The 22,268-nt window shown below is 65.0% G+C and carries 20 protein-coding genes; 4 read left to right on the top strand and 16 right to left on the bottom strand.

Annotated elements, in window-relative coordinates:
- Window positions 1-40 precede the first annotated feature (40 nt).
- From AC20117_RS18150 to AC20117_RS18085, 14 genes are all read right to left on the bottom strand, one after another.
- The gene (locus tag AC20117_RS18150; protein ID WP_083339864.1) at window positions 41-427 is read right to left on the bottom strand and encodes an RNA polymerase-binding protein RbpA; all 387 of its coding nucleotides are present in this window, start codon (window positions 425-427) and stop codon (window positions 41-43) included.
- Window positions 428-494: 67 nt separating this feature from the next.
- On the bottom strand, window positions 495-746 hold the full coding sequence (gene secG, locus AC20117_RS18145) for a preprotein translocase subunit SecG (RefSeq protein ID WP_074702459.1): 252 nt from the start codon (window positions 744-746) through the stop codon (window positions 495-497).
- Between the two features lie 14 nt (window positions 747-760).
- Window positions 761-1,576, bottom strand: coding sequence for a triose-phosphate isomerase (tpiA, locus tag AC20117_RS18140; RefSeq protein WP_074702460.1), 816 nt, complete (start codon window positions 1,574-1,576; stop codon window positions 761-763).
- Window positions 1,577-1,667: 91 nt separating this feature from the next.
- Entirely contained in the window at window positions 1,668-2,906 is a 1,239-nt protein-coding gene (locus AC20117_RS18135; RefSeq protein WP_074702461.1) for a phosphoglycerate kinase, read from the bottom strand.
- A 24-nt stretch (window positions 2,907-2,930) separates the two neighbouring features.
- On the bottom strand, window positions 2,931-3,941 hold the full coding sequence (gene gap / locus AC20117_RS18130) for a type I glyceraldehyde-3-phosphate dehydrogenase (protein WP_074702462.1): 1,011 nt from the start codon (window positions 3,939-3,941) through the stop codon (window positions 2,931-2,933).
- Between the two features lie 203 nt (window positions 3,942-4,144).
- Complete coding sequence (locus tag AC20117_RS18125; RefSeq protein WP_101632639.1) at window positions 4,145-4,774, bottom strand: superoxide dismutase; 630 nt, start codon at window positions 4,772-4,774, stop codon at window positions 4,145-4,147.
- Between the two features lie 142 nt (window positions 4,775-4,916).
- A complete protein-coding gene (whiA, locus tag AC20117_RS18120) occupies window positions 4,917-5,897 on the bottom strand; it encodes a DNA-binding protein WhiA (RefSeq protein WP_074702464.1) in 981 nt (326 codons plus the stop codon).
- Between the two features lie 22 nt (window positions 5,898-5,919).
- Entirely contained in the window at window positions 5,920-6,954 is a 1,035-nt protein-coding gene (locus tag AC20117_RS18115; RefSeq protein WP_074702465.1) for a gluconeogenesis factor YvcK family protein, read from the bottom strand.
- Window positions 6,954-7,853, bottom strand: coding sequence for an RNase adapter RapZ (gene rapZ / locus AC20117_RS18110; RefSeq protein ID WP_101632638.1), 900 nt, complete (start codon window positions 7,851-7,853; stop codon window positions 6,954-6,956). Before rapZ ends, AC20117_RS18115 begins: the two co-directional genes overlap by 1 nt.
- A 55-nt stretch (window positions 7,854-7,908) precedes the next feature.
- Window positions 7,909-9,951 carry an excinuclease ABC subunit UvrC gene (gene uvrC / locus AC20117_RS18105; RefSeq protein WP_074702467.1) on the bottom strand — a complete coding sequence of 681 codons (2,043 nt, stop codon included), beginning with the start codon at window positions 9,949-9,951 and terminating at the stop codon, window positions 7,909-7,911.
- Entirely contained in the window at window positions 9,951-10,619 is a 669-nt protein-coding gene (locus tag AC20117_RS18100) for a lysophospholipid acyltransferase family protein (protein ID WP_074702468.1), read from the bottom strand. The genes uvrC and AC20117_RS18100 overlap by 1 nt, the downstream gene beginning before the upstream one ends.
- Window positions 10,620-10,623: 4 nt before the next feature.
- Window positions 10,624-11,328, bottom strand: a complete 705-nt coding sequence (locus tag AC20117_RS18095) for an HAD hydrolase-like protein (RefSeq protein WP_101632637.1) — start codon at window positions 11,326-11,328, stop codon at window positions 10,624-10,626.
- Window positions 11,329-11,400: 72 nt separating this feature from the next.
- On the bottom strand, window positions 11,401-14,304 hold the full coding sequence (gene uvrA, locus AC20117_RS18090; RefSeq protein WP_101632752.1) for an excinuclease ABC subunit UvrA: 2,904 nt from the start codon (window positions 14,302-14,304) through the stop codon (window positions 11,401-11,403).
- A gap of 133 nt (window positions 14,305-14,437) precedes the next feature.
- Window positions 14,438-14,809 (bottom strand): GntR family transcriptional regulator, encoded by a 372-nt coding sequence (locus tag AC20117_RS18085; protein WP_074703424.1) that lies wholly within the window; start codon window positions 14,807-14,809, stop codon window positions 14,438-14,440.
- Window positions 14,810-14,948: 139 nt separating this feature from the next.
- On the opposite strand from AC20117_RS18085, the gene AC20117_RS18080 reads away from it, so the two are divergent.
- Complete coding sequence (locus AC20117_RS18080; RefSeq protein ID WP_074702469.1) at window positions 14,949-15,587, top strand: MBL fold metallo-hydrolase; 639 nt, start codon at window positions 14,949-14,951, stop codon at window positions 15,585-15,587.
- Here AC20117_RS18080 and AC20117_RS18075 read toward each other — a convergent pair whose 3' ends face one another.
- Window positions 15,588-16,361 carry a trans-aconitate 2-methyltransferase gene (locus tag AC20117_RS18075; RefSeq protein WP_074702470.1) on the bottom strand — a complete coding sequence of 258 codons (774 nt, stop codon included), beginning with the start codon at window positions 16,359-16,361 and terminating at the stop codon, window positions 15,588-15,590.
- A gap of 68 nt (window positions 16,362-16,429) precedes the next feature.
- Here AC20117_RS18075 and AC20117_RS18070 point away from each other — a divergent pair, with 68 nt between their 5' ends.
- Genes AC20117_RS18070 through AC20117_RS18060 form a run of 3 tightly spaced genes read left to right on the top strand, consistent with a single transcriptional unit; the run spans window position 16,430 to window position 20,804 of the window.
- Entirely contained in the window at window positions 16,430-18,970 is a 2,541-nt protein-coding gene (locus tag AC20117_RS18070; protein WP_101632636.1) for a DEAD/DEAH box helicase, read from the top strand.
- A gap of 14 nt (window positions 18,971-18,984) precedes the next feature.
- Entirely contained in the window at window positions 18,985-19,479 is a 495-nt protein-coding gene (locus tag AC20117_RS18065; protein WP_074702471.1) for a GNAT family N-acetyltransferase, read from the top strand.
- Window positions 19,479-20,804 (top strand): alpha/beta fold hydrolase, encoded by a 1,326-nt coding sequence (locus AC20117_RS18060; protein ID WP_074702472.1) that lies wholly within the window; start codon window positions 19,479-19,481, stop codon window positions 20,802-20,804. Before AC20117_RS18065 ends, AC20117_RS18060 begins: the two co-directional genes overlap by 1 nt.
- Before the next feature lie 39 nt (window positions 20,805-20,843).
- Here the strand turns inward: AC20117_RS18060 and AC20117_RS18055 are convergent, their stop codons facing one another.
- Window positions 20,844-22,235, bottom strand: a complete 1,392-nt coding sequence (locus AC20117_RS18055) for an MFS transporter (protein WP_074702473.1) — start codon at window positions 22,233-22,235, stop codon at window positions 20,844-20,846.
- Window positions 22,236-22,268 lie beyond the last annotated feature (33 nt).

Raw genomic sequence — 22,268 nt, 5'->3', positions numbered from 1 at the left:
GTAACCGCGGCGGCCGCCGGACCAGCTTCGGCAAGCATGGCTAGCCTGGTGCGGTCCGGTGTCGCCGCAGTTCGGTCAATGCGCGATCCAAGGCCTCAGCCGCCTCCGCTGGCGTACGGCGTTCCTTGACGTAGTCGAGGTGGCTTTTGAATGGTTCATCGCCGCTGTGTTGAACCAACAGTCCCCGTTCGCGCCCTGCCGTCTGGCCGCATTTGGGACAGTCCCAGGACTGGGGGATCTCCGCTTCGGTCAGGTCGGCAAAAACGGGGACGGTCTCGTGGCCCTGCGGACACCAGTAGCGGACGGGTACCTTGCGGACGAAATCGAGCGAGCGTCCTGAGTTGGCCTGCCATCCGGCGAGCCCTGCGCCTGTGACTGAGCCGACCCGGACTGCCCGCAGCCCATGCGAGGGGTGCATGACGTTCATCTCCGGTCGATTGAGTAGATCTGGAACCAGTCTACGACCGGCCGGAGACAAACGGGAGAAAAGTTCCTTATGCCTCGGCGCCGAAACGCATGATGAGCCCGAGGGCAACAATGACAGCGCCCCACGTCAGGCCGAGAATAACGGTGAACCGGTTGAGGTTCTTCTCGGCGACACCAGAAGAACCCAGGGAGGTGGTCATTCCACCACCAAACATGTCGGACATGCCGCCGCCGCGGCCTTTATGCAGCAGAATCAGCAGGGTTAGCAACAGACTGGTGATGCCCAGCAGGATTTGCAACGTGATCTTAAGAGCGTCCACAGTCGCCTTTCGAGTTAGTCCGTCACCAAGTGGTGTTCGAACCTGACAATATTAGCAAATTCGGCGGCGTCCAAGCTGGCGCCGCCCACGAGCAGGCCGTCGACGTCCCGTTCCTTCAGGATCGAGGCAGCGTTGGCAGCCTTGACCGAGCCACCGTACAGCAACCGAACGCCAGCAGCCGTGGCGTCGTCGTACAAGTCGGCGATTTCGGCGCGGATCGCGGCGCACATTTCCTGGGCGTCCAGCGGCCCGGCAACTTCCCCGGTTCCGATCGCCCATACCGGTTCGTAGGCAATGACAAGCCTGGCTGCATCGTCCGCTGCAAGCCCGGCCAGATCCGCGCGAACCTGCTCCAGGGTGTGGGCAACGTGGTTGCCCGCCTGACGCACCTCAAGGCCCTCGCCGACACAGAGCACGGGCACCAGCGAGTGGCGGTAAGCGGCCTTCACCTTAGCGTTGAGCAGCTCATCGGATTCACCATGGATGGTGCGCCGCTCGGAGTGGCCCACGAGCACGTAGCTGCAGCCGAGCTTGGCGAGGAACTGTCCGGAAATGTCCCCGGTGTAGGCACCGGAATCGAACTGGGAAAGATCTTGGCCGCCGTAAACGATCTTGAGATCGTCGCCCCGGACCAGGGTCTGGGTGCCGCGCAGATCGGTGAAGGGAGGGAAGACCGCCACTTCCGTCCGGCTGTAGTCGTGCCGGGCGTCGCTGAGCGTCCACGCCAGTTTCTGCAGCAGGGTGATGCCTTGGACATGGTCCATGTTCATCTTCCAGTTGCCGGCGATCAGCGGTGTGCGGTCAAACTTGCCGTTGGTCGAGGTGGTCACAAGGGTCTCCAGTCATGTCGGGTCAGTGCAGCGTGGGTTCCGCAAAGCGGTTCCCACGCTGCACAGGTGCAGGTGGTTGGTGCGCCGAAGCCTAGCGGTCCAGTGCGATGAGTCCGGGCAGCGCCTTGCCCTCGAGATACTCCAGGCTGGCCCCGCCGCCGGTGGAGATATGGCCGAAAGCGTTGTCGTCGAAGCCCAGGCTCCGCACTGCCGACGCCGAGTCCCCGCCGCCGACAACGGTGAATCCGTCGCTCCCGGTCAGCGCCTTGGCAACGGTCCGGGTGCCGTGGGCGAAGGCGTCGAATTCGAAGACACCCATCGGCCCGTTCCAGAACACGGTGTTGGCCGAGTGGATCTGCTGGGCGAATGCCTCGGCCGAATCGGGACCGATGTCTAGACCGATGCCGCTGGCGCCGAAGCGCGAACCTTCCATCTCATCGGCCCGTACCACTTCGTGCGCCGCGTCGGCGGCGAACTTCTCGGCCACGACAATGTCCGTCGGCAGGATGAAGCTGCAGCCGCTTTCCTTGGCCTTGGCCAGGTAGCCGCGCACGGTGTCCAACTGGTCTTCTTCCAGCAGGCTCGCGCCGACCTTGTACCCCTGCGCCGCGAGGAAGGTGAACACCATTCCGCCACCGACCAGGATGTAGTCCGCCCGGCCCAAAAGATTATCGATCACGGCCAGTTTGTCCGAGACCTTGGAACCGCCCAGGACGACGACGTAGGGCCGCTGCGGCGCGTCGGTCAGACGCGTGAGGACTTCGAGTTCGGTCCGGACCAGATCGCCTTGGAAGGCGGGCAGCTTGGCAGCGATGTCGAAGACGCTCGCATGCTTGCGGTGCACGGCACCGAAGGCATCATCCACGTAAGCGCCGTTACCGCCGGTCAAGGCAGCGAGTTCTTCGGCAAACGCCTGCCGCTGCGCGTCGTCCTTGCTGGTTTCCCGCGCATCGAAACGGAGGTTCTGCAACACCAGCACCTCTCCGTCCTGCAAGTCCGCTGCCAGCGATTTGGCGCCGTCACCCACGGTATCTTCGGCAAACTTGACCGTGAACGGGGCAAGCTCTTTCAGGCGTACGACGGCGGGGCGCAGCGAGTACCGCTCCTCCGGCTCACCCTTGGGGCGGCCCAGATGGGCCATCACGATGACGCGCGCCCCTGCTTCGGCCAACTTGTGCAGGACGGGCAGCGATGCGCGGATCCGTCCGTCGTCGGCGACAGCGAGGGAAGCACCCTCGCCTTCCAGCGGAACGTTCAGATCCGAGCGCACCAGGACGTGGCGTCCGCGGACGCCTTCGGCGAGCAATTCATCAAGAGCGCGTGCAGTCATACCTACCCTTAGCGGTTAGCGAAGTCAGCTGAGTTTGGAAGAGACCAGTTCGGTCAAATCCACCAGGCGGTTGGAGTAGCCCCATTCGTTGTCGTACCACGCGACTACTTTGACCTGGTTACCAATAACCTTAGTCAGTCCGGAGTCGAAGATCGAAGATGCCGGGTCTGTGACGATATCGGACGACACCAGTGGATCCTCCGAGTAGGTCAGGATACCGGCCAGCCGTTCCTCGCCTGCGGCCGCCTTGTAAGCCGCATTGACCTCTTCCGCGGTGACTTCCCTCGATACGGTGGCGGTCAGGTCCGTCGCCGAACCGGTAGGTACCGGAACGCGGATTGCGTAGCCGTCCAGTTTGCCCTTGAGCTCGGGCAGGACCAGGCCGATGGCCTTCGCGGCCCCGGTGGAGGTGGGAACAACGTTGATTGCCGCGGCGCGGGCACGGCGCAGGTCGCGGTGCGGGCCGTCCTGGAGATTCTGGTCCGCCGTATAGGCGTGGATGGTGGTCATCAGGCCACGCTCGATGCCGAATTTTTCGTGCAGGACCATCGCGAGCGGACCAAGGCAATTGGTTGTACAGGAGGCGTTGGAGATGATGTGGTGCGATCCGGCGTCGTAATCCCTCTCGTTGACACCCATCACTACGGTGAAATCAGCACCGGAGGCCGGGGCGGAAACGATGACCTTCTTGGCGCCGGCATCGATGTGTTTCTTGGCGTCCTCGGCTTTGGTGAAGAACCCGGTGGACTCGATCACGATGTCCACGCCGAGGTCCTTCCACGGCAGTTGGGCGGGGTCTTTCTCCCCCAGCACCTTGACGATTTGTCCGGCCACGACGAGATCGCCGTTTTTGAGTTCGATGCTTTCGGACAGGCGCCCCATGACGCTGTCGTACTTGAGCAAATGGGCCAGGGTCTTGGCGTCCGTCAGGTCATTGACTGCCGCTATTTCCAGATCGGCGCCCTGAGCCAGCGCTGCCCGGAAAAAATTGCGGCCGATACGTCCGAAACCGTTGATTCCAACACGAGTTGTCACAGTTCTAGCTCCTTGGTAGGCGGTAGCCGGATTTGTTCGCCGGCCCTTCCTCGGGACCCTTTGCTGGTCCTTGACGTGCCGCTGGCCTCCCTTTCCTCTCAGGACGGAAAAGTCCGGAAGGCAGCCGTCCCGATGCCTAACACCGTGACGGGCCTCCCGGACTTCATCTTACGCAGTTCGGACCGCGTGAGAAGCGTTCCCCGCTACTTTCCGAGGGTCACCAGGGACGAAGCTCCCTTGCGCGCCGCTTCCAGACGCTGTGCCACGTCTGCCCAGTTCACGATGTTCCAGAAGGCCTTGACGTAGTCGGCCTTGACGTTGACGTAGTCCAGGTAGAACGCGTGCTCCCACATGTCCAGCATCAGCAGCGGAATGGTGCCGACCGGGACGTTGCCCTGCTGATCGTAGAGCTGCTCGATGATGACGTTGCCGCCCAGCGGCTCGTACGCCAGCACAGCCCAGCCCGACCCCTGCAGGCTCAGCGCCGCGGCATTGAAGTGGCCGCGGAACGCGTCGAACGAACCGAAGGCGTCGTCCAGCGCTGCCGCCAGCTCGCCCTCAGGCTTGTCGCCGCCTTCCGGAGACAGGTTGTTCCAGAAGATGGAGTGGTTGGTGTGGCCGCCCAGGTGGAAGGCCAGGTCCTTGGAGAGCTTCGGGATGTTGCCGAACTCGCCCTTGTCGCGGGCCTCGGCCAGCTGCTCCAGCGCGGTGTTGGCGCCGGCGACGTAGGTCGCGTGGTGCTTGCTGTGGTGCAGCTCCATGATCCGGGCGGAGATATGCGGCTCCAGCGCTGCGTAGTCGTAGTTGAGTTCGGGCAGTACGTACTTGCTCACGAATATCCTCCGTTTAGTTCGGCGGCCGGCATGCGGCCGTGATCGGATTGATCATCCGGGCAGCGGACCCGCCCGGAAAATTATCTGGTTCCCAAAGCCTCCCCGGGCCAACGCCCGGACATCCCCATCCTAAGCACACGTCCTACTCATCGAACATCTCCGGAGTCACATTCGCGTCCGTCCCCGGAATGCCCATGTCCGAAGCGCGCTTGTCCGCCATCGCCAGCAGGCGACGGATCCGGCCGGCGATGGCGTCCTTGGTCATGGGCGGGTCGGCCAGGCGGCCCAGCTCATCGAGGCTGGCCTGCTTGTGTGCCACGCGCAGCTCACCGGCGTACCTGAGATGCTCGGGAACATCATCCCCAAGAATCTCGAGCGCGCGGTCCACCCGTGCGCCGGCGGCGACAGCGGCCTGGGCCGAACGGCGGAGGTTGGCATCGTCAAAATTCGCCAGCCGGTTCGCGGTGGCCCGGACCTCTTTGCGCATCCGGCGTTCTTCCCAGACCATGAGTGCATCGTGGGCCCCCATGCGGGTCAGCAGCGCGGCTATGGTGTCACCGTCCCGGATCACCACGCGGTCCACACCCCGGACCTCCCGCGCCTTGGCGGTGATGTCGATGCGGCGGGCGGCGCCGACCAAGGCCAAGGCGGCCTCGGGACCAGGACAGGTCACTTCGAGGGAGGATGAACGGCCCGGCTCGGTCAGTGACCCGTGGGCCAGAAATGCTCCGCGCCAAACCGCCTCGGCATCGGCGGCGGAGCCATTGACCACTACGGAAGGCAGTCCGCGGACCGGACGTCCGCGGGCATCGAGCAGCCCGGTCTGGCGGGCCAGCGATTCGCCGTCGCGTACGACACGGACTACGTAGCGGTTGCCGCGGCGCAGCCCGCCGCCGGAGACGACGATGATTTCGCTGCCGTGGCCGTAAACCTCGGCAATGGCGGCACGCAAACGCCGTGCCGTGGAGGCAAGGTCGACTTCGGCCTCAATCACTATCCGGCCGGAGATGATGTGAAGTCCGCCGGCAAAGCGAAGCATTGTCGAGACTTCGGCCTTCCGCACCTGGGACTTCTTGATGTCAAGGCGTGAAAGTTCATCCTTGACTGCTGCAGTCAGCGCCATGCACCCTGTCCTAACTTATGTCTTACTGTCCCGCGAAAATGTCATGGTAGGCCGTTGCGAGCCTTAGCGGGTCATGTACGGCATGACCGCCGGGAGTTCCCACTCTACCGAAGACAACGCGCGCTCCGAGCCCGGCGGCCGCGGCTTCGAACCGTGCGCGGTCCCCAATCGTGTCCGGATCGGCGAGCACGACGTCGAACTTCAACTCCGGGGCATACCGCTGCACCACGGACAGATGGTCCGCTGCGGTCATCCCGGACGTTTCCTTGGTATCCATGGCAAGATTCATGGTCAGGATCCTCCGGGCGCTGGTCCGGCACAGGGCGTCCCGCAGCTGCGGAAGCATCAAATGCGGTAGCACCGAGGTGTACCAGGAGCCTGGCCCGAGGATCACCCAGTCAGCCGTCTCGATGGCCTGGAGGGCCTCGGTACAGGCCGGCGCATCGTCCGGTATCAGCCGCACATCGTTGACATGCGTATTCCGGCCGGCTTCCGCAAGCCGGGACTGGCCTGAAATCGTCACATTGCGCAGCCGCCCGCCGGGTTCCTCAGTCAGCACGTCGCCTTCGATGGTCAACGGAACAGTTGCCATCGGCAGCACCTGGCCGCGTGCACCCAGCAGTGCTCCGGCCCACTGCAGGCCGGCAACCGGATCCCCCAGCAGTTCCCACAAGGTGACGATCAGCAGGTTACCGACCGCATGGTTGTCCAGGCTGCCTTCAACGTTGTCCAGGGACTTGAACCGGTGCTGCATCACGTCCCGCCACGTCTGCCCCCATTCGGTGTCGTCGCACAACGAGGCAAGCGCCATCCGCAGGTCGCCCGGCGGGAGGACACCCAGCTCGCGGCGAAGACGGCCGGACGACCCGCCGTCGTCCGCCACCGTCACCACTGCCGTCAGTTCCGTGGTCAGCAATCGCAGGGCAGCCAGCGACGCGGACAGTCCGTGGCCGCCGCCCAGGGCCACAACTGTCGGCGGATTCTGTCCGCGGACGCTTCCCGGCCGGTCCGTCTGCGGCAGCGGTACGCGCGGAAGCGGGCCCGTCAAAAGGGCCACTATTCGCGCCCCAGATCCCGATGCTGCACCGCAACTTTGACCCGCGGCAACTGGGCAAGCCGTTTGGCCAGCTCAACAGCCACGGCGACCGAGCGGTGTTTGCCTCCGGTGCAGCCGACGGCGATCGTCGCGTAGTGCTTGTTCTCGCGGCGGTAGCCTTCGAGCACCGGCTCGAGCGCATCAACATAGCGCTTGATGAATTCCTCCGCCCCGGATTCCTGCAGCACGAATTCGCTGACCTGCCTCTCCAGCCCCGTGTGCGGGCGGAGCTCGGGGATCCAGTGCGGATTGGGGATGAATCGTGCGTCGGCTACAAAGTTCGCGTCCACCGGAAGGCCGTACTTGAAACCGAAGCTCATCACGTTCAAGCGCAGCACGATCGGGCCGGAGTCGGAAAAGAGCTCGGTGATGTTGGTCGCCAAGGCGTGGACATTCATGTCGGTCGTGTCCAGGACCAGGTCGGAGGCGTCCTTGAGCCGGGCCAGGAGCTCGCGTTCCGCTGTGATACCGTCCGAAATCCGGCCGTCACCCTGCAGCGGATGCGGTCTCCGGCCTTGCTCGAAGCGGCGGACCAGCACGTTGTCCGCGGCATCCAGGAAGATGACCCGGTAATTGATCCCGCTGGATTTCAATCCGTTGAGCGACTCGCGGATATCGCGGAACAGGTTTTGGCTGCGCACATCAACAACGACGGCGAGCCGCGGCATTGATTCGGGCATGCGCGAGACAAGTTCGGCCAGCGTGCCGAGCATTTGCGGCGGAAGGTTGTCCACGACATACCAGCCGTGGTCTTCGAGCGCAGGCGCGGCGGTGGTACGGCCTGCGCCCGACATACCCGTGACCACCAGCAGTTCGGATTCCACCGGTTTGATCGGCGTGAAATCCTCTTCGTCTGACATTGAGCCGTCCTGTTCTTAGGTTAGTCCCGCGGCCTGCACGGGTTTCCTAGCCTAGCTAAGATTCGATGATTTCGCCGGTCGCCATGTTGACCGACGGTGCCTCAGCGGCGGGTTCCGCCGCCGGACCGAGCTGCCGTTTGATGGAGGCAGCCAACGCGGGACCGACGCCGGGCACCGCCTGGAGTTCCTCGGTGCTGGCAGCTTTGAGTTTCTTGGCCGAGCCGAAGTGCTTGAGCAGCGCCTTGCGCTTGGCCGGGCCCAGCCCCTGGATCCCGTCCAGTACCGACACGGTCATCGATTTCCCGCGCTTCTGGCGGTGGTAGTTGATCGCGAAGCGGTGAGCTTCGTCCCGGATCCGCTGGAGCAGGTACAGGCCGTGCGATGCACGGGGCAGGATGACGGGGAAGTCGTCGTCCGGAAGCCAGACTTCTTCCAGCCTTTTGGCCAGTCCGACCACGAAGACATCGGTGATCCCCAGATCGGCCAAGGCACGGGAGGCGGCGGAAACCTGCGGCGGCCCGCCGTCGACCACAACGAGGTTCGGCGGATAGGCAAACTTGGTGCGCGGCGCCGGCGTCGTCGTATCCGTCAACACACCGTCGCCGGCGGGGATGCCATTGGAGTCGATGACATCGGCAGCCAGGGGTGCTTTCGTGCCGCCCGGCGACGGAGCCGCCTCGGGTTCGGGAACCGCCGTCTTGTCGGCCAGGTAGTTACGGAACCGGCGGCTGATGACGTCATACATCGCGGAGGTGTCGTCGCGCGCGGCATCGCCGGTAATGGAGAACCGCCGGTAATCGGATTTCTTGGGCAGGCCGTCCTCAACGACCACCATGGAGGCCACGACGTTGGTTCCCTGGACATGGGAAATGTCGTAGCACTCGATGCGCAGCAGGGCCACGGGCAGGTCGAGCGCCTCCTGCAGCTCCTGCAGCGCGGCGGAGCGGGTGGTCAGGTCTCCGGCGCGGCGGCTCTTATGCAGCGCCAGCGCCTGGGTGGCGTTCTCCTGCACCGTGCCGAGCAGCGCGGCCTTGTCACCGCGCTGGGGCACCCGCAGTTCGACCTTGCTGCCGCGCAGGCCGCGCAGCCACTCCTCCAGCTCGGGCCTGTTCTCCGGCTCCACGGGGAGCAGCACCTGCTTGGGGATCCTGTCGGGCCCCTCGCCGTCGCCGTAGACCTGCTGCAGCAGGTGCTCGGTCAGGTCGGCCGGAGACGCATCCTCGACCTTTTCGACGACCCAGCCGCGCTGGCCCCGGATCCGCCCGCCGCGGACGTGGAAGACCTGGACCGCCGCCTCGAGCTCGTCTTCGGCCAACGCGAAAATGTCCGCGTCCGTGTCCTCGCTGAGCACCACCGCATTGCGTTCGAAGACTCGCTTGAGGGCTGCGATGTCGTCGCGGTACCGTGCCGCCGATTCGTAATCGAGCTCGGCAACGGCGGCGTTCATCTTCTGTTCCAGCGCGCGGATGAAACGGTCGGCTTCGCCGCCCATGAAAGCGCAGAATTCAGCGGCGAGGGCCTTGTGGTCTTCGGGCGAAATCCGCCCGACGCACGGTGCGGAGCACTTGTCGATGTAGCCGAGCAGGCAGGGCCGGCCGGTCCGCTGGGCACGGTTGAAGACGCCAACGCTGCAGGTACGGACCGGGAAGACGCGCAGCAGGGTGTCGACTGTTTCCCTGATCGCCTTAGCCGGATAGAAGGGGCCGAAGTACTTGGTGCCCTTCCGCCGGTCCCCGCGCATGACCTGCACGCGTGGAAACTTCTCGGACATGGTGACAGCCAGGTAAGGGTAGGACTTATCGTCCCGGAACATGATGTTGAACCGGGGCGTGAACTCCTTGATCCAGGTGTACTCGAGCTGGATGGCCTCCAGTTCGCTGCCCACCACGGTCCATTCTACGGATGCGGCGGTATGCACCATTGCCCGGGTACGCGGCATGAGTCCGTCGGGATTTGCGAAGTAGCTGTTGAGGCGGGACCGGAGGTTCTTGGCCTTACCCACATAGATGACGCGCTTGTTGTCATCCCGGAACCTGTACACCCCGGGCTGGGTAGGGATCTCCCCCGGCTTCGGCCGGTAAGACGAGGGCAGTGCCATTACTGTGCCTGTTTGGATTGGTTGTACGTGCCGGCCCGTTCCTGCCCGCTCAGTTCGGCAATGGCGTCCATGATCTTGTCCGTGGCGGCACGGCGGGCAGGCAAGGAGTGCCCCGGGCCCGTCTTGTCGAAATACAGCGGCGCGCCGACCTTGAGGGTGAAATGTTGCGGCTTGATCATCTTCTTGTCCGCTGGCTGGAGCCTGTCGGTTCCGATCAGTCCCACCGGCACCACGGGAGCACCGGTGGTCAAGGCAAGCCAGCCAACACCTGTTCTTCCACGGTACAACAGACCGTCGCGGGAGCGCGTGCCTTCAGGATAGATACCGAACGCCTCTTTCCGCTCAAGAATTTCCACCGCCGTCTGCAGCGCCGCCACGCTGGCAGCCTGTTCCCCGCGTTCCACCGGAACGGAGCCAACGCTGTTGAAGAACCAGCGCATCGCGGAGCCCTTCGGTCCCTTCGCAGTGAAGTACTCGGCCTTCGCAAAGAACGCCACCTTGCGCGGCATTAGCGCCTGGACAATGATGCTGTCGAAAAACGACTGGTGGTTCGGGGCGACGATGACCGGGCCCTCCCGCGGGAAGTTTTCCAGCCCCTCAACCGTGGGCCGGCAGGTACCGGAGATCACGGAACGGAACGCAGCACGGGTGCCTTCGAAAAATTCCATTCCCCTACCTCTCCGTTCCTTGTGTGGCGGCTGCTAGCTGCAGTGCCAGTTCTTCCGCTAGTTCCTCGGTATTGACGACGACGGCGGCGGCACCGGCGGCTTCCAGCTCGCCGTCGGCCGCAAATCCCCAGCCGACTCCGATAGCCGGAATCCCGTGGTGCACGGCGGCCGCGATGTCGTAGTGCCGGTCCCCCACCATCACCACGCTGCCGTACGCTCCGGCGTACTGTCGCAAGGCCTCTTCGAGAATCGGAATCTTGCCTGCATCGGCTGCGGCGGTGCTGCCCGGATCGTCAAAGCCAGCCCCATGGATGCTCTCGAAATAGGCGGTCAACCCCTGTACGCGCAGCAGTTCGTCGGCGATCGGAGTGGGCTTCTGCGTAACCACGGCCAGGATTGTGCCTTCGGTCTTCAACTGCTGCAGCAGTCCTTCCACTCCCGGATAAACATGGCTGGCTGCCATCCCGGAGTGGCGGTACTCGGTCCGGTAGAGCCGAATGACTTCAGCCAGATCGCTCTCCGGAACACCGGCCTTCTCCCGCAGCGACTGCCCGAGCGGAGGACCGACCATGGAGTCGAGGACATCCTGTTGCGGGACCGGCAGGCCGGCTAGCTGCAGGGCACGGCTGATACCCCCGGTGATGGCTCCCGCGGGATCCACCAGAGTCCCATCAAGGTCAAAGAGAACCAGCGCCGGCAAAGAAGTCACCTAGGCATTTTTCCATACGTTGAACGTTATGCGTTACAAGCATTCCCTTCGAGGTATATACCGCGCCGTAAATCAGGCCGTTTCCAGTACCTCCGCGAGGAACCGTCCGGTGTGGCTGACCTCGGCTTTTGCCACCTGTTCAGGCGTGCCGGCTGCAATAATCCGCCCGCCGCCGGAACCTCCGTCCGGTCCAAGATCCACTACCCAGTCGGCACTCTTGATGACGTCCAGGTTGTGTTCGATGGTGATCACGGTGTTGCCCTTGTCCACCAACGACTGGAGTACCAGCAACAGCTTGCGGATATCCTCGAAGTGCAGCCCGGTGGTGGGTTCGTCCAGTACGTAGATACTCCGGCCGTTGCTTCGCTTCTGCAGCTCACTCGCGAGCTTCACCCGCTGCGCTTCGCCGCCGGAAAGGGTGGTAGCGGGCTGGCCGAGCCGGACGTACCCCAAGCCGACGTCCACCAAGGTGTTCAAGTGGCGCGCAATCGGGGTGAAGGCCGCGAAGAATTCTGCACCTTCCTCAATCGGCATATCCAGGACATCGGCAATGGTCTTGCCCTTGTAATGGACTTCAAGCGTTTCGCGGTTGTAGCGGGCGCCGTGGCAGACCTCACAGGGGACATAGACATCCGGCAGGAAGTTCATCTCGATCTTCAGTGTGCCGTCACCGCTGCATGCTTCACAGCGTCCGCCCTTGACGTTGAACGAGAACCGTCCGGGCTGGTAGCCGCGCACCTTGGCCTCGTTGGTTTCCGCGAAGAGTTTGCGGATGTTGTCGAAGACACCGGTGTAGGTGGCCGCGTTGGACCGCGGCGTCCGGCCGATCGGACTCTGGTCAACGTGGATGACCTTGTCCAGGTGCTCAAGTCCCTCGACGCGGGTATGCCGGCCGGCGACCTGCTTGGCCCGGTTGAGCTTGTTGGCCAGCACCTTGTATAGGATGTCGTTGACGAGGGTGGACTTTCCGGAGCCACTCACCCCGGTCACCGCGGTGAAAACGCCGAGCGGGAAGACCGCGTCGATGCCCTGCAGGTTGTTTTCCCGGGCAGCGACTACCTTGAGCTGCCGCTTCTTATCGATCTTGCGGCGCTTGGCGGGGATGTCGATGCGGCGCCGGCCGGCCAGGTAATCGCCGGTAATGGACTGCTCATTATCCAGCAGTTCCTTGAGCGAACCGGAATGGACTATCTGGCCTCCGTGCTCGCCCGCACCCGGACCGACGTCCACAATCCAGTCGGCTTCGCTGATGGTATCTTCGTCGTGCTCGACCACGATCAGTGTGTTGCCCAGATCGCGCAGGCGGGTCAGGGTTTCGATCAGCCGGCGGTTGTCCCGCTGGTGCAGGCCGATGGACGGCTCGTCCAGGACGTAGAGCACGCCGACGAGGCCGGAACCGATCTGGGTGGCCAGCCGGATGCGCTGCGCTTCACCACCCGACAGGGTGCCGGCAGCGCGTTCGAGGTTCAGATAGGAGAGGCCTACGTCCAGCAGGAAGCGGAGCCGGGCCTGGATCTCGATGAGCACCTGCTGCGCGATTTGTGCCTCGCGCGGCGTCAGCTCCAGTGAATTCAGGAAGTCGCGGCATTCCTGCAGCGGCATCGCCGACACTTCGGCAATGGACCTGCCGTTGATGAGGACCGACAGGGACGCCGGGTTCAACCGGGCGCCCTTGCATTCGGGACAGGGAACCTCCCGCATGTACTGCTCGTAGCGGTCCCGCGCATTGTCGGACTCGGTTTCCAGATGCTTGCGGTGGATGTATTGCACGGCGCCTTCGAAACCGGTGCTGTACTTGCGTTCGCGGCCAAACCGGTTGCGGTACTGAACCACCACCTTGTGGTCCTTGCCGTAGAGCACAGCCTTGCGCGCATCCTTGGATAGCTCATTGAAGGGAACGTCCATGGAGAATCCGAGTTCGTGGGACAGGCCTTCAAGCAGCCGGTTCCAGTACTGCTGCGTCGCCGTACCCAGGGCCCAGGGCGCGATCGCGCCGTCGCCGAGGCTGAGCTCCGGGTCCGGAACGACCAGGTCCTCGTCCACCTCGAGCTTGCTGCCGATGCCGGTACAGACCGGGCAGGCGCCGAACGGATTGTTGAACGAGAAGGACCGCGGCTCGACTTCGTCGATGGCCAGCGGGTGCTCATTGGGGCAGGCAAGGTGCTCCGAAAAGGCCCGGGTACGTCCCGGATCGCTTTCATCCAGGTCCACAAAGTCTGCCAGCACACGCCCCTCGGCCAGGCCCAGCCCGGTCTCGATCGAGTCGGTCAGCCGCTGCTGGATGCCGTCCTTGACCACCAGCCGGTCGATGACCACTTCGATGGTGTGCTTGAACTGCTTGCCGAGCTTGGGCGGCTCCGACAGCTGGACCAGTTTGCCGTCCACCTTGGCGCGGGAATAGCCCTTGGCGGAGAGTTCCTTGAACAGGTCCACGAACTCGCCCTTGCGCCCACGGACTACCGGGGCGAGGATCTGGAACCGGGTACCGCTCTCAAGCTCCAGCAGCTGATCCACAATCTGCTGCGGAGTCTGCCGTGTCACCGGTTGGCCGCAAACCGGGCAGTGCGGGCGGCCCACGCGGGCCCAGAGCAGGCGCATGTAGTCGTAGATCTCGGTGATCGTGCCCACCGTGGAACGGGGGTTCTTGCTCGTCGATTTCTGGTCGATGGATACTGCCGGGGAAAGGCCTTCAATGAAGTCGACATCCGGTTTGTCCACCTGGCCCAGGAACATGCGCGCATAGGCTGACAGGGATTCGACATAGCGGCGCTGCCCCTCGGCGAAGATCGTGTCGAAGGCCAGGGAGGACTTGCCGGAACCGGACAGCCCGGTGAATACGATCATGGAATCCCTGGGCAGGTCCAGGTCGACGTTGCGCAGGTTGTGCTCCCGCGCGCCCTTCACGACCAGCCGGGATAGGTCCGCCCGGACATCCTCGTGGGATCCGGGTCCAGTTGATTCACTCGCTTTTAGCACGGTTTCCACTCTAATCGAAAGTCCGTTCGAAAATGTATTGCGTTCACCACAGTCGGTGCGCACGCGGACCAAAGTTGTCCGCGTTCCTTCAACGCAGGGTGGGCTTTTTCCTCCGGCCCGCCTATCCGCTGGATCAGCGTTCCAGGGCCGCCTTGACCGCGGCCAAGGCAGTCTTGACCGTGGCGCCCTGTGCCCGGGCCGTCTCGGCAAACGTCATGGCCGCCTCGGCCAGCAGCCGCGAAGATTCGTCCCCGCCCGCACTGATCACCGTGCCGGCGCGGCCTCCGGTTGTCACCCGGCCGGCCGTCTCCAGTTCCCGGTAGGCGCGGGCCACGGTGTTGGGCACAATGCCGAGATGGTCGGCCAGCCGCCGCACCGGCGGCAGCTTGGTTCCGATAGCCAGCTCGCCGCCGTCGGACGCCTCGATAATGCGCAGGCGCAGCTGCTCGAACAGCGGCACCGAGCTCTGCTTGTCCAGCCGCCAGTCGAATTGGTCAGCTTCCATGTACCGCTGCCTGCCCTTCTGCACTTGTCCGTTCCCGGACCAATCGAATTTACGCCAATTTCCCGACGTCGGACAAGGATTTTCACTCTGGGCGCAGACCTGCCCCGGGCAGCGGCGGGCCTGTGATTAGACTGGGCGCATGTGGGAACTTGATGACATCACCATCCGCTCGGCGTCCGTCAGCGAGATGGACAACAACGTCTATTTGATCACGGCGAAGGATTCCGGCACACAGGTGCTCATCGACGCCGCGGATGATCTGCCCGCCATCGAAAAGCTGCTGGCCGAAGGGGCGCAGGACAGCCCGGCTCCCGCCAAAGTGGCGATGATCATCACCACGCACAGCCACTGGGACCATGTGCGTGCCCTTGCCGAGACAGTGAAACTCACCGGCGCCCGCACCGCGGCCGGAACCGAGGACATCGCGCAGATCGAGGTTCCCACCGCCGTCGCACTCGATCACGGGGACCTCGCGGAATTCGACGGGTTCTCGCTGGAGGCCATCAAACTCCGCGGCCACACTCCCGGCTCGGTTGCTCTGCTGTACCGCAACGCGCACGGGCCCTCGCATGTCTTCACCGGTGACTCGCTGTTCCCGGGCGGCGTTGGCAACACCCAGCAGGACCCGCAGCGCTTCTCCTCGCTGATTAACGACGTCGAACGCCGTCTTTTCGACTATCTCCCGGACGACACGGTGGTCCACCCGGGCCACGGCAAGGGCACCACGCTCGGCGCCGAACGCCCGCACCTGGCCGAATGGCGCGAGCGGGGCTGGTAGTCAGCGCTTGCGCGCAACGCAGAAGATCCGTCGGAAGGGGAAAACCGTTCCGTGCGGGCCCGCCGGATAGGCATGGCGCAGGGCCTCGGCATATTCCCTCTCGAACTCGGACGCCTCCTGGGGCTCCAAGGCGGCGAGAACCGGGCGCAGACCCGTCCCCCGGACCCACTCCAGCACCGGATCGGACCCCTGCAAAACGTGGAGGTACGTGGTCTCCCAGGCATCGGCGTCGAATCCCGCCTCCAGCAGCAGCGCGAGGTAATCCGCGGGCTCGCTGACGGCATCTTCGTGCCGGAGGACGCCGTCGAGACGGGAATGCCACCTGCTGGAGGCCGCCTGGCGGCGCATCAGCACATGCGACGGCGCGGAGAAGTTGCCCGGAACCTGGAACGCCAGCCACGCGCCGGAGCCCAGCGCTGACGCCCACGCACGCAGCAGGTCCTGGTGCCCCGGCAGCCACTGGAGGGCGGCGTTTGAGACGAGCACATCCAGATCCTCCGGCGGAGTCCAAGCCGCGATGTCGCCGACCTCGAAATCCAGGTTCTGCGGTCGTGAAGCGGCACTGGCCGCGGCGATCATGGCCGCGGACGAATCCAGTCCGGTCACCCGCGCCCGGGGCCAGCGGTCTACCAGGGCTGCGGTCAGGCTGCCAGGACCGCAGCCCAGGTCCACCACCCGGCGCGGCTCCTCGGCGGCGATCCTGCCGGTCAGGTCGAAGAAGGGGCGGCTGCGGTAATCCGCAAACTCGGCGTACTTGGACGGATCCCATTTCATGACCCCAGCCTACGGCTGCCGCTGCGCCCGTCCCCCGGCGGCGCACCGACCGATAGGCTGGAGGGGACATGAACCTACTTGAACAGCTCCCCGCAGCCGCCACCGCCAGCCCGGACGAAATCTACACCGCCTTCATCGACTGGGTGGAGGGCCGTGGCATGGCGCTGTATCCGGCCCAGGACGAGGCGGTGATGGAGCTGGTCACGGGCAACAACGTCATTCTGGCTACGCCGACCGGCTCGGGTAAGTCCATGGTGGCCATCGCTTCGCATTTCCACGCGATGGCCCACGGGCGGCGCAGTTACTACACGGCCCCGATCAAGGCCCTCGTCTCGGAAAAGTTCTTCGCCTTGTGCGACATCTTCGGCCCGGACAACGTCGGCATGGTGACCGGCGACTCGTCCGTGAACCAGGATGCTCCCATCATCTGCTGCACCGCGGAAATCCTCGCGAACATCGCCCTGCGCGAGGGCTCGGAGGCCGAGCTGGGAACCGTGGTCATGGACGAATTCCACTACTACTCGGATCCGCAGCGCGGCTGGGCCTGGCAGGTGCCGCTGCTGGAGCTGCCGCAGGCGCAGTTCCTGCTGATGTCCGCCACGCTGGGCGACGTGACCCGGTTCGAGAAGGAGCTGACCCAGCGCACCGGGCGGCAGACCACCACCGTCAGCTCGGCCGAACGCCCCATCCCGCTGCATTACTACTACGTCCAGACGCCTGTGCAGGAGTCGCTGGAGGAGCTCCTGAGCACCCGCCAGGTGCCGGTGTACGTGGTGCACTTCAGCCAGCTGGAGGCGATCGAACGCGCCCAGAACCTGATGAGCATCAACGTCTGCACCCGCGAGGAGAAGGACCGGATCGGCGAACTGATCGCCGGCTTCCGGTTCGCCCCGGGCTTCGGCAAGACCTTGAACCGGCTGGTCCGCCACGGCATCGGCGTCCACCACGCCGGCATGCTGCCTAAGTACCGGCGGCTGGTCGAACAGCTGGCCCAGGCCGGCCTGCTGAAGGTCATCTGCGGTACGGACACGCTCGGCGTCGGCATCAACGTCCCCATCCGCACCGTCCTGATGACGGCGCTAAGCAAGTACGACGGCGTCCGTACCCGGCTGCTCAACGCGCGGGAATTCCACCAGATCGCCGGCCGCGCAGGACGGGCCGGGTATGACACGGCCGGCACCGTCGTCGTCCAGGCGCCGGAGCACGTGGTGGAAAACACCAAGGCGATGGCCAAGGCGGTGGCGAAGTTCGGTGATGACCAGAAGAAGCTGCGCCAGGTGGTCAAGAAGAAGCCACCGGCTGGCTTTGTCAGCTGGGGCGAGCCGACCTACCAGAAGCTGGTGGACGGCCAACCGGAGCCGCTGACCTCCAGCTTCACGGTGAGCCACTCGATGCTGCTGAACCTGCTGGAGCGGCCCGGGGATCCCTTTGCCGCGGCCAAACGATTGCTGACCGAGAACCACGAGACCCGGGCTTCACAGCTCAACCTGATCAAGCGCGCGCTGGGCATCTACCGCGAACTCGTGGCCTCCGGCCTGGTGGAACGCCTGCCGGAGCCGGACGAAGACGGCCGCCTGGTGCGGCTGAAGATCCATCTGCAGGCGAACTTCGCGCTGAACCAGCCGCTGTCCCCGTTCGCGGTAGCCAGCCTGGAACTGCTGGATCCGGAGAGCGGCAGCTACTCCCTCGATGTCGTTTCCTCAATCGAGGCGATCCTGGAGCAGCCCCGGCAGGTGCTCTCCGCCCAGGAGAAGAAGGCCCGCGGCGAAGCTGTTGCCGCCATGAAGGCAGACGGCATCGAGTACGACCAGCGCATGGCCATGCTGGAGGAAGTCACCTACCCGCAACCGCTGGCCGAGCTGTTGTTCCAGTCCTTCGACGTGTACCGGAAGAGCGCCCCCTGGCTGGGCGACTTCGAGCTTGCGCCCAAGTCGGTGATCCGGGACATGTACGAACGGGCGATGAACTTCAGCGAATACGTGCAGTTCTACTCACTGGCACGCTCCGAAGGGATCCTGCTGCGCTACCTCACGGACGGGTACAAGGCGTTGCGCCAGACGGTGCCGACCGAGGCCCTGCGCGAAGACCTGGAAGACATCATCGCCTGGCTCGGCGAACTGGTGCGCCAGGTGGACTCGAGCCTGCTGGACGAATGGGAGGAGCTGACCTCCGGCGCCGGAGCCGCGGATCTGGCGGCGGAACATGCCAGCGAGTCCGTCCTGACCAAGGCGCCGCCGAAGCTCACGGACAACGTGCGCGCGTTCCGCGTGATGGTCCGCAACGAACTCTTCCGCCGGGTGGAGCTCTTCGAAGCAGAAAACGAAGCGGCCCTGGGGGAACTGGACGCGGACAGCGGCTGGGATGCGGACCGGTGGGCGGACGCGATGGACGCCTACTTCGACGCACATGATGACCTTGGCATCGGGCCGGACGCCCGTGGCCCCAAGTACCTGATCATCGAAGAGGCTCCCGCGGAGTGGAAGGTCCGGCAGATCTTCGACGACCCGGCCGGGGACCACGACTGGGGCATTAACGCCGTCGTCAATCTTGCCGAATCCAACGAACTGGGCACGGCAGCGGTGCGGATTACCGCCGTGGGCCCGCTCTGATTAAGATGCCAGTTATGACCAGTATCCGGCGTGCCCGCGAATCCGACGTTCCCGTAATCCTCGAGCTCATCCGTGAGCTTGCCGTCTACGAAAAGGAACCGGACGCGGTCAAGACCACCGAGAAGCAGCTGCAGCAGGCCCTCTTCGGCGAAAACCCGTCCGTGTTCGCCCACATCGCCGAGGACGACGGCGGCGTGCAGGGTTTTGCGCTGTGGTTCCGCAATTTCTCCACCTGGGAGGGCGTCCACGGCATCTACCTGGAGGACCTGTACGTTCGCCCGGAGTCGCGCGGCGCGGGACACGGAAAGGCGCTGCTGCGCACCCTGGCGCAGCACGCCGTCGAGAACGGTTATGCCCGGGTGGAATGGGCGGTACTGAACTGGAACGAGCCGTCCATCAACTTCTACCGCAGCCTGGGCGCGCTGCCGCAGGATGAGTGGTCCACCTTCCGCCTGACTGGCCCGGCGCTGCGCGAATTCGGCTCCGCAGTTCCGGCCCGGACGGCATAATGCACGACGGCGCAGCCCACCGGATCGCCGCCTCGCACGTCATGCACGGGGCCAGGACGGTGGAACACTGGTTCACCGTTCCGCTGGCCCACGGTGACGCGGACGGCCCCAGTATCGAGATCTTTGCCCGGGAATACACGTCCCTGGAGCACAGCGACGAGGCAGTGGAATCTTTGCCCTGGCTGCTGTTCCTGCAGGGCGGACCCGGCGGCCGCGGCAACCGGGTGACCTCCCTGGGCGGCTGGATGAAAGAAGCCGCGCGGCACTTCCGCATTCTGATGCTGGACCAGCGCGGAACCGGGCTGTCCACTCCCCTGTCGCGCCAGAGCCTGCCGCTGCAGGGCGATGCGGCGGCACAGGCGGCTTATCTGGCCCACTTCCGGGCGGACTCTATTGTGGCGGATGCCGAACTCATCCGGCAGGAGCTGGCCGGTGCGCCCTGGAGCATCTTTGGCCAGAGCTACGGCGGTTTCTGCGCCCTGAGCTACCTTTCCTTGGCGCCCGCGGGACTGCGCGAAGTTCTGATCACCGGCGGCCTGGCACCGTTGACCGGCCACCCGGACCGGGTATACCAGGCCACCTTCAAGCGGGTCGAGGCACGGAACGTCGAATACTTCGCCCGCTACCCGGAGGACCGCCAACGGGTCACCCGGATAGCGCGCCACCTGGAACAGGTGCCGGAATTCCTGCCCACCGGCGAGCGGCTGAGCGTGCGCCGCTTCCAGATGCTCGGCTCCTTCCTGGGCGGCAATACCCGGGTGGATGCCCTGCACTACCTGCTGGAAGATGCCTTCACCACCACGCCGGACGGCCCGCGGCTGACCGATAGCTTCCTCGAACAAATAAGCCACCAGGTCAGCCGGGCCGCCAATCCGCTCTACGCGCTGCTGCACGAATCCATCTACGCACAGCACGAGGCCACCGCCTGGTCGGCGTGGCGGGTCCTCGAGCAGTATCCGCAGTTCAGCCCGGAGGCGGAGCATCCGCTGCTCACAGGCGAAATGGTCTACCCGTGGTACTTCGAAGAGGACCCGGCGCTGGTGCCGCTGCAGGAGGTGGCGGGGCAACTGGCCGCCAAGAGCGACTGGCCCGCGCTCTACGACCTGGAACAGCTGGCCGCCAACACAGTGCCGGCCGCAGCTGCTGTGTATGCCGAGGACATCTACGTTGACCGCGACCTGTCGCTGGAAACCGCCGACCGGGTCAGGGGCCTGCAGGTCTGGGAGACCGCCGATTTCTATCATGACGGCATTTCGGACGACGGCGAGGCCATCTTCCGCCGCCTGCTCACCATGTGCCGTAGCCAGGACGGCGCCGTCGAATAATCCCCTGAGGCTCGCCAGGCGGAACAACGGTGGCGCGTCCTACCCCCGGTGCTGGCTCCCGCGGTTCCGCGCGGCCTCCACGACGGCGAAGACCAGGACGACGGCGGCCGCCAGTGCCGCCGCCAGGTTCAGCCCGGCGAAGCCAAAGAACGCAAGCGCTACCCCGGAGAGTGCGGCGCCCAATGCGCCCGCGGCTCCCATGCAGGTATCGGACACGCCCTGCACCAGCACCCGGTCCTCGTCGGAGACTGATTCCGTCAGCAAGGTGGAGCCGGCGATGGTGGCAGCAGACCAGCCGACGCCGAGGACAGCCAGTTCGACGCCCACCCATAGCTGGTCGCCGTGCCCGATCCCGGCCAGCCCGACGGCGGCCAGCAGCACCAGCTGGGCGATCATGATCATCCGAGGCCTGCCCAACCTGTCGGTGAGCAGGCCGATCGCCGGCGACAGTGCGTACATGCCTGCGATGTGCAGGGAGATGGTGAATCCGATGAGCGCCAGCGTATCGGCCTCGCTGTGGTGCAGGCCGGAGGCATGGTCGAGCTCTTGCAGATGGACGGGAGTCATGGACATCACGGCGACCATGACCAGGTGGGCCCCGACGACCGTGACCAGGCCCAGCTGGGCCATCGGCGACCGGCGGACCGCGGCCAGGCCGGCGCCCAGCGAACCGCCGCGGAGCTTTCGGTGCAAGGCGGAGTCCGGCGCGGCCGCAGATGCAGGTGCAGGTGCAGGTGTGCCACGATGTGCGGTGGGAGATGCGGCGGCCGGGGCAGAGCCGGCGGCCACGCTCCGGGCCACGAGCAGCGGATCCGGACGCAACCCGAGAAACAGCAGAGTTGCGCCGATGGCCAGCCCTGCCATGGAAAACAGGAACGGACCGGACGTCTCCGGCAGCGACAGCGCCAAGGCCAGTTCGGCCCCGGGCTTGATCAGGTTTGGTCCTGCCACCGCTCCGATGGTGATGGACCAGACCACGAAGGACAGGTCGCGCCCCCGGTGCTCCGGCCGGGCCAGATCGACGGCCGCAAACCGCGCCTGCAGGTTGACTGCAGCGCCGACGCCGAGCAAGGCGGAGCCAGCCAGCACCAGCAGGTAGGAACGCAGAATCGGCGCCAACACCATGAGTGCGGCGCCCAGCAGGGCCAGCAGCAGGCCGGAGATCAGCGCCCGCCGCCGGCCGCACCGAGCCGCCAGGCCGGCCAGCGGCAGTGCGACCAGGGCACCGGCCAGGGACAGGGCCATGGTGGACGTACCGGCTAGTTCTTCGTTGCCGGAAAGCTCCACGGCAAGAAGCGAACCGATCGCCAGCGCGGCCCCGTTGCCAACGCCGCTGAACAATTGGGCGAGGGCAAGGGTTAAAACAGTACGGCGCTGGATGCGTCCAAGCCGTGCTTGGGCATCCAGCGCCGCGTCGACAGGAAAACTCACACTGCGAGCATAACGCCGCTGAGCGTCTAGTGG

The sequence above is a fragment of the Arthrobacter crystallopoietes genome, from assembly GCF_002849715.1.
Taxonomy (GTDB): Bacteria; Actinomycetota; Actinomycetes; order Actinomycetales; family Micrococcaceae; genus Crystallibacter; species Crystallibacter crystallopoietes.
Note: the sequence above shows the minus strand (reverse complement) of the source record. Positions and strands in the feature narration are given on the sequence as shown.

What these genes read in the sequence shown, in the direction of transcription:
- whiA (WP_074702464.1), bottom strand. Translation starts at nt 5,897, where the DNA reads ATGGCGCTGACTGCAGCAGTCAAGGATGAACTTTCACGCCTTGACATC.
- rapZ (WP_101632638.1), bottom strand. Translation starts at nt 7,853, where the DNA reads ATGTCAGACGAAGAGGATTTCACGCCGATCAAACCGGTGGAATCCGAA.
- AC20117_RS18150 (WP_083339864.1), bottom strand. Translation starts at nt 427, where the DNA reads ATGAACGTCATGCACCCCTCGCATGGGCTGCGGGCAGTCCGGGTCGGC.
- uvrC (WP_074702467.1), bottom strand. Translation starts at nt 9,951, where the DNA reads ATGGCACTGCCCTCGTCTTACCGGCCGAAGCCGGGGGAGATCCCTACC.
- AC20117_RS18075 (WP_074702470.1), bottom strand. Translation starts at nt 16,361, where the DNA reads ATGAAATGGGATCCGTCCAAGTACGCCGAGTTTGCGGATTACCGCAGC.
- AC20117_RS18060 (WP_074702472.1), top strand. Translation starts at nt 19,479, where the DNA reads ATGCACGACGGCGCAGCCCACCGGATCGCCGCCTCGCACGTCATGCAC.
- AC20117_RS18085 (WP_074703424.1), bottom strand. Translation starts at nt 14,809, where the DNA reads ATGGAAGCTGACCAATTCGACTGGCGGCTGGACAAGCAGAGCTCGGTG.
- AC20117_RS18135 (WP_074702461.1), bottom strand. Translation starts at nt 2,906, where the DNA reads ATGACTGCACGCGCTCTTGATGAATTGCTCGCCGAAGGCGTCCGCGGA.
- AC20117_RS18070 (WP_101632636.1), top strand. Translation starts at nt 16,430, where the DNA reads ATGAACCTACTTGAACAGCTCCCCGCAGCCGCCACCGCCAGCCCGGAC.
- AC20117_RS18080 (WP_074702469.1), top strand. Translation starts at nt 14,949, where the DNA reads ATGTGGGAACTTGATGACATCACCATCCGCTCGGCGTCCGTCAGCGAG.
- AC20117_RS18065 (WP_074702471.1), top strand. Translation starts at nt 18,985, where the DNA reads ATGACCAGTATCCGGCGTGCCCGCGAATCCGACGTTCCCGTAATCCTC.
- AC20117_RS18100 (WP_074702468.1), bottom strand. Translation starts at nt 10,619, where the DNA reads ATGGAATTTTTCGAAGGCACCCGTGCTGCGTTCCGTTCCGTGATCTCC.